Source organism: Ferruginibacter sp., assembly GCF_028288465.1.
Classification (GTDB): Bacteria; Bacteroidota; Bacteroidia; order Chitinophagales; family Chitinophagaceae; genus Ferruginibacter.
Genome location: NZ_JAQBNR010000036.1, coordinates 63,708 through 74,879, shown reverse-complemented (window position 1 = coordinate 74,879; position 11,172 = coordinate 63,708). Strand labels below are relative to the sequence as shown.

The window sequence follows — 11,172 nt, the reverse complement described above, 5'->3', positions numbered from 1 at the left end:
AGGAGAAGGCGCACGACTTCCTCTGGCGCATCCGCGCGCAACTGCCTGCGGCCGGCATTCTGGGGGTCTTCGACCGTTCGCACTACGAGGATGTGATCGTGCACCGCGTCCGGCACCTCTCGACGCCCGACGCGATCGAAGCCCGCTACGACGAGATCGTCGCCTTCGAGAACGAGTTGATCGCCGACGGCACGACCGTGATCAAGGTCATGCTGCACATCTCGAGAGACGAGCAGAAGGCCCGCCTCGAGGCGCGCCTCGATGACCCGACCAAGCACTGGAAGTTCAACCCCGGCGACATCGACGACCGCCTGCTGTGGGACGACTTCATGGAGGCGTACCAGGTCGCGATCCGCCGCACCTCGACGGATGCCGCGCCCTGGTACGTGGCTTATTTTTTTTACGCGTTGTGACCACAATATCAACCACTTGCAATTTTAAGTCTTTCCGTTTTGTAATTAATTTCTATACCAGCTCCTTAGCTGTTTCTATTCTCTTATTTATCTTAAAACATTGTTTTGGGGAATCTGTTTCCCAAACAAAACAGGTGATCTTATTTTAACCGGCTCTAATAAAATACTTTACTGAATATTCAAACTGCTGCAATTTAATCAGCGAACAGGCGTTTATACCTTGGTTTTTCATAGGATATTGGATTTTAAAGCGGGCTGGATTTCTATCCGGCCCTATTTTTTAACAACCTTCTGCAGACTGTCTTTTTTTAGCCCAATTTTAAGAAGTCCTGGTCAGGTCCACCCAAAGAAAAGCAATAACTCCATCAATCGTTTTGTTTCGATATTTCTGTAGTAATTTTTCCAATATCTCCGCTTACTTTATAAATAAAATTGAGTTGCTCGGTCAATTGCTTATCGGTCTGATTTGCAGTAGAGGTAGTTGTTTTTGGAATAGTAATTTCTTCTTCCTCTGCTGTATGATCCAGCTGCTGCAGGCTTTGTTTTAAAATGGTAATGCTCTTTTTCACGGGCAACACAATTTCTTTTGAACATACCGGCTCGACTTCTTTATTGATCATACTTGCCGTAAGGCTGGCGATATTACTTGACAGCACGTGGTTCAATACAACAAATTCATAAATATGCTGACTGCTGCGTTGCTTGCTTTTGGGCTCAGACAACATGCGCTGAAATGCAGCAGAGAGGTTGGCAGAGCTGATATACAACTGTTTTCTCACCAATTTATATTCAATAGAGGAAGGCTTCTTACCTGAAAAAAAAGACAATAGCTGCTGCAAATAATCGCGGTTTGCTTTCAACACGCTTATCATATAACTCTCCAGTTGTACAGATTCCCAATGCGGAAATAAAAAATAGCTGCCCGTAAAAGCCAGTACAGAAGCGATGGCAGTATCAAGCAACCGTTCTTCTGCTACAGTAACAGAACCTATACCCAGCAAACTAAAAAGTATAATGATATAAGGCGTCATAAAAATAACCGTCACAACATAGTTTACCCTGATAAAGGTGTAAGTGACCAGCATAAAAATGATTATGAGAGAAAAAAGCACGTCGCGGTCGTGTATAAAATAAATAAGCAGCACGCCGATGATACCGCCTGCAACAGTTCCAAATAATCTTTCGAGATTGCGCTGTTTGGTAAGACTGAAGCCGGGTTTTAAAATCACGATGATGGTTAATAAAATCCAGTAGCCATGATGAGTATTGGGCAGCAATTTTGCGATAATAAAACCGGTTATACAGGTAATCATCATCCTGAGCGAGTGGCGGAACACAGATGATTGCAGCGTGAAATTGCTGAAAAATTCACGGGCACTTATTACCTGGTGCGAAACAAATCTTGCATAGTCAGTGTCCGTCCGAACTGGCTTTTTTTCGGCAGAGCCTGCCTTAAAATAATTCATCAGCTCATCAGTTCTTTCTCCCAGGTTTCGGATGTTGACCAAAATCTTTTTTAATACCAAATGGCTGTTGCCGTTTTCTTCCAAGCCGTCAATTTTTGTCTTTAAATCATTCAGAGCGGGCACTAAACGGTACTGTTTTTTATAATTATTGTCTGACTGTATAGCAAGGCCCATCCGGTCAATTTCATCTGCCAGATTTTGAATAATAATGGAAACATCATTCAGCAATCCTGTGTTACCAAAACGTTCTCTCAGCAATGCGTAATCGTACCAGGTGGCCATGATATTTTCAAACAGGTCAACCACATCAGCAAAGGTCACCATCAGCAGTTTTCCCGTGTCTGTAGGGTCTTTCATCATCTCCCTGTTCTTATACAAAAGCTCCCTTAATTCATCCTGTTTCTCATTTACAACAACCTGCTGTGCTACCAGTTTGCGGTACTCATCCGATATATTGCTGCTGCTTTCATACAGGGCGGATTTTATCTTTAAATACCGGGCGGTTTCATGCAGGCAAATTCCCAGCAGGCGTTGGCTTGGACGATAGGGATATAGTCTGAAGAATAGCAACGCTGTGAGCAGGTACCAAAACCCACCTGCAACTACCAGTAAACTTTCCAGCAAAACATTCAACGGAGTACTGATTCTATCCATCCTCAAAACCATAATTAATAATGCAGCTGTACCCAGTGAAGCCGCCCTGTTACCGAATACGGAAAACATGGTAAAAAAGAAAGAGGATACTAACACCAGCAAACCCATTAAAATAATGTTGGCGTTTACCAGCCCCGTAACCAGCGTCATTAAAAAAGTAAAAAGAATGCAGTACAGCATTCCGTTGCGTTTATGTTCTACAGGTCCCGGACCATCGGCCATGCTGGCGCAAAGCGCACCTGTACTCATTATCAGGCCCAGATCCAGCCGGTGAAACTGGGCGAAAATAACCGATGGTAAAATGATTTCCAGCGTTGTGCGGAGACCATCCGACAGATATTGGCTGAATAAAAAATATTGTATGTCCTGCTTTTTTTCCTTCATGTGTTATACACTTACAATTTACGCCGGTAAGCTTTCGGTTCGCTAAAAAAAAGCGTGTGGTTCAATCTTTTTTATTTGGTTTACTTTTTCCTTGTATCATTTCACCGTAAGCTACAGATGCAATATCCTTCAACATGCCCAATCTTATTTTTCTTAACTCAACCAATGTCCATCCCTGCAATCCCCATTTATTTTTTACCGGATAAATAATGGAATTGCCAAAAGCACAGAATACAGATTGTTCTGTCAACGATAATTTAAAACAAGCCACTTGTGTTGTTACATCCAGCGTGACCCATATTTTTTTCTTAACCCGAAAAGCTGTTTTATCAAAATGCGGGGATGCTTCTGTTTCTGCGAAAGACAATGCCAGTTTTTTAAATTGATCAATATTTGCCATAAAATTTCAGATGAATCAAAATTGTTACAATAATTATTGACTGTTTCGAAGTGCTATGATTTTATCTTTTAGCAGCATTGAGCCCTCATATTCCTTTAAAACAAAAATACGGGTGCCTTGTTCCCGGGCATACTTATTTTCAATTGCTCCTGCAGGCAACACGGTTTTAAACAGCTGTCTTTCCTTTGTAAGCGCTGTATCTGGGTTACCAATATCTTTTACAAGTACAATATTTTTGAGCAGCCTGGAGTCAGCTAAAAACCATTTATAGTAATCGCCTTCCAGCATAACGGCAGATATGTTTTTATGCGACGAGTAATAGTTGATGGCGCCTGCTTCTCCGTAATTTTCGCAAAGCACCAGTGTGTGGCTGCTGTCAGCAATCAGGTCAAACGCCTTGTCTACTTTAAACGCAAGTTCTTTCCAACCGAGCATATCTGCAAAATCCTGTGGCAGCGCATGATCTTTTCCGTCTTCCCATCTTAATAAATCCAACGCTTTATACCTTTTTGCATTTTGTTGTATTACTGCCGGGGGCTGTAGCGGAAAAGCAATTTTCACCATCGGTATAAAAAGCAATAAAGGTATGGCAATGGCAAGCGGCCGAAGGTAATATCGCCAGCCGCCGGTTAATATTTTTTCGAGATATACTGCGCCAAAAGCCAGCAGAATTGGATACAATCCAACTCCATAATAACCCTTTGCTTTAAAATATACAAACAGCAACAATGTAAAAATGAATGACCCAAAAAATAGCCTGTATTTATAAAACGGGGGATAAGTAAAAAATGAAATAAAAGCCGCCAGCAAAATAAACAATGCACCGGCAAAGAACAGGATTTGTTCTTTTAAAAAATCAATGCGATTTACATGTACCAGCTGGGTGGAGGCCAGGGTTTGCATATGATGTATAACAGGAAAATGATTTCGTATCTGCCAGATAATGTTGGGTGAAACAATCAGCAACGCAACCAACAAACACCAATACAATTGGGTGGACAAAAATATTTTTCTGTAAGGTGTAAGTAAGATGGCAGGCAACATACCCAATACCAGAAACACAATATTATACTTGTCTAAAAAGCTGAAAGCAAATACCAGTGCGGCTTTCATTAGCCATTGTTTATTTTCCGTATTGATGTACTGAACGATAGTATAATAGAACAAGGTCCAAAAAAGTACATCGGCTGAATTAGGCTGAAATAGAATATTTAATCTTGCCATGCCCGAAAAAAGCACAGCAAAAGCGCCCAATACCAGGGCAAACAGATTACCCTTAAGGACTTCAATTGTTTTCCATACAACTGCCATAGTAAGCGCTCCGAAAAGGGCTGGAAAAAATTTTACCCAAAAAACACCATTGCCCAGTTGCAGAATAATCCATGAGATCCACGACGTAAAGGGCGGAACCGAATCGTATCCCCACGCCAAATGCCTTGCCTGGTCAAGGTGCAGGTATTCATCCCGGTGCAACTCATACGCAGGATGGATCAACCATAAGTGCATACTGAGCTTGAATAGTATAAAAAAGAAAAGGAGAAATGTATTTTTTCGCACAACAGTTTTTTGAAAGCTAAAGTTAATTAACCAACTATTCATTGAAACATTGTATTACTCCTCTTTTATATTGTTTAAAAAAAAGCAGCAAAAAAAGTTGCATAAATAACCTGTTGCTTATAAATTTGTAACCGAACGGTTACATAATAGTTAATTCATGAGAAGAGATGTTTTTCAGGCAGTATCAGACCCAACACGCAGGGAAATTATTCACCTGCTTGCCAATAAAAAATTAAATCTGAATGCAGTGGCAGAAAACTTTCCAATCAGCCGTCCAGCCATCTCAAAACACATTAAAATATTAACTGAATGCGGGCTGATTGTAATTGAGCAGCGGGGGCGGGACAGGTTTTGTGAGGTGAAACTGGACAAGTTGGGAGAGGTATCCAAATGGGTAGATCAGTACCGCAAATTCTGGGAGGCTAAGCTGGATAGCCTGGAAAATTATTTAACTGAATTGCAAACAAAATCAAACATACATCAACATGGAAGCAAACAAAAAAAGTAATAGTACTGCCGGCCGTGAATTATTAGTATCACGTCTGCTGAATGCACCAAGGGAACTTGTTTGGGAAGTATGGACTAATCCTGAACACATAGCCAACTGGTGGGGTCCGGAAGGATTTTCAAATACAATAAATACAATGGATGTGAAGCCGGGCGGGGAGTGGAACCTGGTGATGCACGGGCCGGATGGAACTGATTATAAAAACAAAAGTATTTTCAGGGAAGTAATAGAACCGGAACGGATTGTGTACGAACATGTGTCTGCTCCAAAATTTTTGGCTACCATCACTTTCACGGAAAAAGGTAAACAAACATTGCTGGAATGGCACATGCTTTTTGAAACTGCAGAACAATTTGAGCAGGTAGTTAAAACCTTTAAAGCAGATGAGGGACTTAAACAGAATGTAGAAAAGCTGGCTAAATTTCTTGATCAATTCTATCAAGCCAAACATGCATTATAATCCACTCATTCAATAAATTTAAGTATATGAATACTGAGCCAGTCGTAACGGAGCGTTTGTTTGATGCTCCTGTTGCAACAGTGTGGAAAGCACTTACAGATAAAGATGAAATGAAAAAATGGTATTTCGATCTTCTGGAATTTAAACCAGAGAAGGGTTTTCAATTCGAGTTTATGGGCGGAAGGCCCGATGGAATACAATACAGGCATCTGTGCGAAATAACCGATGTTGTACCTGAAAAAATATTGGCGTATAGCTGGCGGTATGATGGTTATCCGGGCAGTTCGATCGTAATGTTTGAATTGACTGAAAAGGGAACTAGGACATTACTGAAACTTACCCATACCGGCCTGGAAACGTTCCAGCAAAACAATCCTGATTTTGACAAAAAGAATTTTATGGAAGGATGGAATCACATCGTCAATATTTCACTGAAAGATTTCCTTGAAGGTGCAAAAGCCTGAATCTGCCTCCATCTGCAACATGCCGCAAAAAAAATTCCCACCGGAGAGCCGGCGGGAATTTTCTTAACCCTTAAAACAACCAACATTATTATGTTGATACTTATACAACACTACATACGTAGGATGGTTGTAAATGGTTTGCTCATATTTTAAAAAAATTATGTTAAAGCAATTTTATCTTGTTAATGTTACAACACTATGATAAAGCAATGTCCAGCACCTGCTGCATTGTTTTTACATAGTGAAATTTGGTGCCCTTGATAAAAGCCGGATTTATCTCCAGCACATCTTTTTCATTTTGCCAGCACATGATGATTTCTTTTATGCCGGAGCGTTTGGCTGCCAGCACTTTTTCCTTAATACCACCCACCGGCAACACCTGCCCGCGAAGGGTAATCTCTCCGGTCATGGCAAGGTACGATTTGATCCTGCGGCCGGTAAAAGCACTGGCCAATGCTGTCATCATGGTAATACCTGCGCTGGGCCCGTCTTTGGGAACAGCTCCTTCCGGCACGTGAATATGCACGTTCTTTTTATTAAACATTTCCGGGTCTATGTTTAACTTCTTCGCATTCACCTGCAGCCATGTATATGCAGTGGACGCACTTTCCTTCATAACATTGCCCAGGTTACCCGTCATTTTTAATTCGCCTTTGCCATCGCTTAAACTGATTTCAATAAAAAGAATATCACCGCCAACATAGGTCCAGGCAAGGCCAACGGCCACGCCGGCCATGTTAGCCGTTTTGTACATTTCGTTGCTAAATCGCGGTTTACCCAGAATGCGTTCCACGTCATTAGAAGTAAGCGTAGGTTTCAATTTATTTTTGGTAGCATATTGCATGGCGAGGTTACGCATTACTGCAGCCAGTTGCCTGTCAAGATCTCTAACGCCACTTTCGCGGGTGTAATCTTCAATTACTTTTTCTATTACTTTATCACTTGCTTTTACCGTAACATTTTTTAAGCCGTGGGCTTCTTTTTGCTTGGGGATTAAATGTTGCTTGGCTATTTCAATTTTCTCTTCCACGGCGTAACCGCTCAGGTCAATAATTTCCAAACGGTCTCTTAAAGCCGGTTGAATATTGCTGATGTTATTGGCGGTGGCAATAAACAACACCTTGCTGAGATCGTATTCCAGCTCCAGGTAATTATCGTAGAAGGTATTGTTCTGTTCCGGATCCAACACTTCCAAAAGGGCTGATGAGGGATCGCCCCGCTGATCGTTGCCGACCTTATCAATTTCATCCAGTATCATTACCGGGTTGCTGCTTTTTATTTTGCGGATAGACTGAATGATTCGGCCGGGCATGGCGCCGATATAGGTTTTGCGGTGACCCCGTATCTCACTTTCGTCATGCAAACCACCGAGGCTTACCCTTACATATTTCCTGGCGATTGCATGGGCAATGCTTTTGCCAAGGCTTGTTTTACCAATTCCGGGAGGGCCTACAAAGCAAAGAATCGGGCTTTTCATGTCACCCTTTAATTTTAGTACCGCCAGGTATTCCAGTATGCGTTCCTTTATTTTATGCATGCCGTAATGATCGTGATCCAATACTTTACGGGCTTTTTTAAGATCGTAGCTATCCGCAGTGTAATCTTCCCATGGCAAGTCCAGCATCAGGTCAAGGTGATTGTACACTACCGAATAATCCGGCGTGCTGGGATGCATTCTTTCCAGTTTCTCGGCCCCTTTAATAAACATTTCCTTTGCAGCAACGGGCCATTTTTTTGTTTCGGCCTTTTTAAGCATCTCCTTTACCTCAGCAACATTGTCGCCACCTAATTCTTCTTTAATGGCTTTCATTTGTTGCTGCAAAAAATATTCTTTCTGCTGCTTATCCAGTTCCGCCCTTGTCTTGTTAGTTACTTTGTTTTTAAGTTCTGTGTATTGCAGTTCGGTCTGCATCAGGTTCATCAGCAATTCTGCCCTTGCCTTAATATTATTGATCACCAGCAAGCGCTGTTTGTCCTTGATATCACTGTTTAAATTACTGCTGACAAAATGAATCAGGAAGGATGGGTTTTCGATGTTCTTTAAAATAATGGCTGCCTCGCTGGGCAGGTTGGGAGAAATATTTACAATCTGCGAAGCAAGATCTTTGATGCTTCCCACCATTGCATCAAAATCACTGTCGTCTTTCAAAACTTCTTCTTCCAGCGTTTTTATTCTTGCCTTAAAATAGGGATCTTCCGAAATGATCTCTTCAACCTTAAATCTCCTTTTACCCTGGATGATAATAGTTGTTCCACCATCGGGCATTTTGATCATTTTAGCAATTTTGGCAACCGTACCAATTTCTTCCAGATCGCTTACTGTGGGCTCTTCTACCGTACTGTCTTTTTGCGCTATTACGCCTATCAATTTGTCAGCCTTGTAAGCGTCGGTTACAGCCTTAATACTCTTATCTCTGCCAACGGTGATAGGTAAAACGATTCCTGGAAACAGTACGGTGTTGCGTAAGGGTAAAAGGGGTAATTCTGCAGGAATGGCCTGTGTGTCGTTGTCTTCGCTGCCATCCTCATTTAGCGGAATGAGCGGCATAAACTCCATTTCCTCTTCCAAACCGGGCATAAAAAATTTGTTATCCATAATTTATTCAATATAAAGCCAAATTGTCAAAATGCAGGCTGATTGCAGCACATTTTTGATGGCGCTGTATATAGTCAACATTAATGCCGGAACAGCCGGCCTGTTAAAAAATAAAAATTGAAATGAAAATGACGGAGTGATCTTCTGCCACTGTTTTTTAATTTCTATTTAAACGATCTTCGCAGGATTATGTATATTAATTGCTCTCCTACAGAACTGTTAATCTTTAAAAAAATTGCACAGGCAGCGGCAGGCTTGCACGTTGATTGTTATTTAATTGGTGGATTTGTAAGAGATTCTATCATCGGCAGAAATACGAAAGATATTGATATTGTTTGCACCGGCGATGGAATTGAACTGGCACATGCCGTGGCGGGTTTGTTCAGCCCCAAACCAGTGGTGAACTACTTTAAAAATTTTGGCACGGCACAGATCAAAGTAAAGGATACCGAGATCGAATTTGTGGGCGCAAGGAAAGAAAGCTACTCTTATGAAAGCCGGAAACCGCAGGTAGAAGCAGGTTCATTAAGTGACGACCAGGACAGGAGAGATTTCACAATCAATGCGCTTGCCATTAGTTTAAACAAGGAAAATTTTGGCGATCTGCTGGATCCTTTTAACGGAATCAGTGATATAGAACAAAAGATCATCAGAACACCGCTGCCGCCGGCACAAACGTTTATAGACGATCCATTGCGGATGATGCGTGCTATCCGATTTGCAGCCCAGTTAGGTTTTAGCATTGAAGAAAAAACTTTTCATGCGATTGGTGAGAACAAAGAGCGCATTAAGATTGTAAGTGGAGAGCGCATAGCCGATGAGTTAAATAAAATACTGTTGTGCAAAAAGCCTTCAGTTGGTTTTGACTTATTGTATAAGAGCGGGTTACTGAAAATCATTTTTCCGCAGATGGTACTACTCGCCGGGGCCGAATACATTGATGGAAAGGGGCATAAAGATAATTTTTACCACACGCTGCAGGTGGTGGACAATATCGCAGAAAATACGAACGATTTGTGGTTAAGATGGGCAGCCGTTTTACACGACATAGCAAAACCCGCAACAAAAAAATTTGAGCCGGGCCATGGCTGGACTTTTCATGGGCATGAAGTAGTTGGAGGCAGAATGGTGCCTAAAATTTTTGCGCAGCTAAAACTGCCGCAAAATGAAAAAATGCGTTTTGTTCGGAAACTGGTTGAGTTACATTTAAGGCCTATCAGTTTAACAAAAGAGAATATAACCGACTCCGCCATACGCAGGTTGCTTTTTGATGCAGGAGAAGATTTTGATGCGCTGATGACTTTGTGCAAGGCGGATATAACCAGTAAAAACAAACAAAAAGTAAAACGTTACCTGGACAATTTTGAAATGGTATGCGAGCGTTGTGCTGAAGTAGAAGCCAGCGATCAGTTGCGAAACTGGCAGCCGCCGATAACCGGCGAAATGATTATGCAAACATTTAAACTGCCACCGGGCCGGATGGTGGGGGATTTAAAAAATGCTATCAGGGAGGCCATTCTGGAAGGCGAAATTCCGAATGAATATGAGGCGGCTTTTAATTTTATGGTTAAAAAAGCAACCGGCATGGGCCTTTTGTATAAAGCATGATTAAATATTATTATTCCATTTTCAATTTGTAATTTTACAGCATGGCAATACTAAAATTCAGAATTTACTGGGAAGATGATGATAGCGTTTACAGAGATGTGGTGATCAAGCACACACAAAATTTTGCAGATTTGCACCTGGCTATTTTAAAAAGTTTTGAGTTTGATAGTAAGCACAAAGCCACTTTTTACCGCAGCAACGATAACTGGTTGAGGGGCCGGGAAATTTCCCTGGAAAAATATTCGGAGAAAGTGTACAAGGTGGATCCGCTGATTATGACGGAAGTTACCATGGGCTCTGAAATTAAAGATCCCAATCAAAAGTTTGTTTACGTTTACGACTTTAATAAGTTCTGGACTTTTATGGTGGAACTGATCAATGTAGATAAGGAAGAAAATAAAAAACTTACTTACCCCGTGTGCATCCGTACAGAAGGAATAGCACCCTCTCAATACGGCACCAAAGGATTGATCGATAAACGGCTTGCCGAAGTAGAAGAGAAATACGATCTCAATGCCGCCGCCATGCTGGAGGGTTTTAGCCAGGAAGACGAAGATGGCAATGCCGCCGAAAGCACAGAAGAAGATGCCGCCGCAGGCGAAGAAAGCCAGGAAGACTTTTAGTTCAATGGGTACTGGATAGTTGGTTAATGGATTATTTCT

9 protein-coding genes and 1 pseudogene are annotated in these 11,172 nt (G+C 41.7%); 6 read left to right on the top strand and 4 right to left on the bottom strand.

Annotated features, from left to right (window positions below; translation table 11 throughout):
• Positions 1 to 413: pseudogene (locus JWR61_RS15315) on the top strand (polyphosphate kinase 2 family protein); the annotation flags it as partial.
• 365 nt (positions 414 to 778) lie between these two features.
• On the opposite strand, the gene JWR61_RS15310 reads toward JWR61_RS15315, so the two are convergent.
• From JWR61_RS15310 to JWR61_RS15300, 3 genes are all read right to left on the bottom strand, one after another.
• Complete coding sequence (locus JWR61_RS15310; RefSeq protein ID WP_301928633.1) at positions 779 to 2,917, bottom strand: FUSC family membrane protein; 2,139 nt, start codon at positions 2,915 to 2,917, stop codon at positions 779 to 781.
• Between the two features lie 61 nt (positions 2,918 to 2,978).
• Positions 2,979 to 3,317, bottom strand: a complete 339-nt coding sequence (locus JWR61_RS15305) for an MmcQ/YjbR family DNA-binding protein (protein WP_301928632.1) — start codon at positions 3,315 to 3,317, stop codon at positions 2,979 to 2,981.
• A gap of 33 nt (positions 3,318 to 3,350) precedes the next feature.
• The gene (locus JWR61_RS15300; RefSeq protein WP_301928631.1) at positions 3,351 to 4,823 is read right to left on the bottom strand and encodes a glycosyltransferase family 39 protein; all 1,473 of its coding nucleotides are present in this window, start codon (positions 4,821 to 4,823) and stop codon (positions 3,351 to 3,353) included.
• A gap of 208 nt (positions 4,824 to 5,031) precedes the next feature.
• On the opposite strand from JWR61_RS15300, the gene JWR61_RS15295 reads away from it, so the two are divergent.
• The 3 genes from JWR61_RS15295 to JWR61_RS15285 are packed head-to-tail and all read left to right on the top strand — an operon-like array spanning position 5,032 to position 6,306.
• On the top strand, positions 5,032 to 5,382 hold the full coding sequence (locus JWR61_RS15295; protein ID WP_301928630.1) for a helix-turn-helix transcriptional regulator: 351 nt from the start codon (positions 5,032 to 5,034) through the stop codon (positions 5,380 to 5,382).
• On the top strand, positions 5,360 to 5,842 hold the full coding sequence (locus tag JWR61_RS15290) for an SRPBCC family protein (protein ID WP_301928629.1): 483 nt from the start codon (positions 5,360 to 5,362) through the stop codon (positions 5,840 to 5,842). The genes JWR61_RS15295 and JWR61_RS15290 overlap by 23 nt, the downstream gene beginning before the upstream one ends.
• Positions 5,843 to 5,868: 26 nt before the next feature.
• Positions 5,869 to 6,306: an SRPBCC domain-containing protein gene (locus tag JWR61_RS15285; protein ID WP_301928628.1), complete on the top strand. Its 438-nt coding sequence runs from the start codon at positions 5,869 to 5,871 to the stop codon at positions 6,304 to 6,306.
• A 196-nt stretch (positions 6,307 to 6,502) separates the two neighbouring features.
• On the opposite strand, the gene lon is transcribed toward JWR61_RS15285, so the two are convergent.
• The gene (gene lon / locus JWR61_RS15280; protein ID WP_301928627.1) at positions 6,503 to 8,902 is read right to left on the bottom strand and encodes an endopeptidase La; all 2,400 of its coding nucleotides are present in this window, start codon (positions 8,900 to 8,902) and stop codon (positions 6,503 to 6,505) included.
• Positions 8,903 to 9,091: 189 nt separating this feature from the next.
• Between lon and JWR61_RS15275 the strand changes: the two genes are divergently transcribed.
• Both JWR61_RS15275 and JWR61_RS15270 read left to right on the top strand, forming a co-directional pair.
• The gene (locus JWR61_RS15275; RefSeq protein ID WP_301928626.1) at positions 9,092 to 10,510 is read left to right on the top strand and encodes a CCA tRNA nucleotidyltransferase; all 1,419 of its coding nucleotides are present in this window, start codon (positions 9,092 to 9,094) and stop codon (positions 10,508 to 10,510) included.
• 41 nt (positions 10,511 to 10,551) lie between these two features.
• Complete coding sequence (locus JWR61_RS15270; RefSeq protein ID WP_301928625.1) at positions 10,552 to 11,133, top strand: hypothetical protein; 582 nt, start codon at positions 10,552 to 10,554, stop codon at positions 11,131 to 11,133.
• Positions 11,134 to 11,172 lie beyond the last annotated feature (39 nt).